This is a genomic window from Streptomyces sp. DH12 (assembly GCF_020873895.1).
Classification (GTDB): domain Bacteria; phylum Actinomycetota; class Actinomycetes; order Streptomycetales; family Streptomycetaceae; genus Streptomyces.
The window spans coordinates 1-653 of the sequence record NZ_JAHWGT010000378.1; the positions used below are offsets into that span (position 1 = coordinate 1).

1 protein-coding gene is annotated in these 653 nt (G+C 74.1%); it reads left to right on the plus strand.

All coding sequences use genetic code 11. The features are described from left to right. Positions 1 to 173: 173 nt before the first annotated feature. A partial coding sequence (locus tag LPA54_RS34665) for an MMPL family transporter (protein ID WP_228984603.1) occupies positions 174 to 653 on the plus strand: 480 nt, incomplete at its 3' end.

A 653-nucleotide genomic window follows, 5' to 3' on the forward strand; every position in this document is an offset into this window, starting at 1 on the left:
TGTGTAGGGGGCCACGGTCCTCCCCTGTGCGGAGAAGGGGCGCACCACAGGGATGACCACGGGCCCGGCAGCTTCACCGGGCAGCACGACGAGACGCGCCCACGCCGCCCCTACCGTCGAAACGTCAGGTGGCGGCAGGGGGTCGCCGCCGCGGACGAGGGAGCGGACCCGTCATGGGGAACGGAGACACGCGGGTACGGGGGCTCGCCGCCCGCGCCGGCGGCTGGAGCGCCCGGCACCGCTGGGCGGCCGTCGGCATCTGGGTGCTGTTCGTGGTGCTGGCGATGGGGCTCGGCTCGGCCGCGGGCCGGGTCGACGTCGAGGACAGTGAACAGCTCAAGGGGGAGACCGGCACCGCGGCCCGCATCATCGAGGAGGCCGGGATCGAGGAGCCGGCCTCCGAGACCGTGCTCGTCCAGGCGAAGGACGCCGGGCTCACGTCCGCCGACGCGGAGTTCCGCTCCGCGGTCGCCGCGGTGATGACGGCCGTGGAGCGGACCGGCGAGGTCACGGACGTCACCTCGCCGTACGACAGCGGCACGGTGTCGAAGGACGGGCGCAGCGCGCTGGTCCAGTTCGATGTGCGGGGCGACCCGCAGACGGCCGGTGAGCGGATCGAGCCGGTGCTGGACGCGGTGGCGGACGTCCAGAAG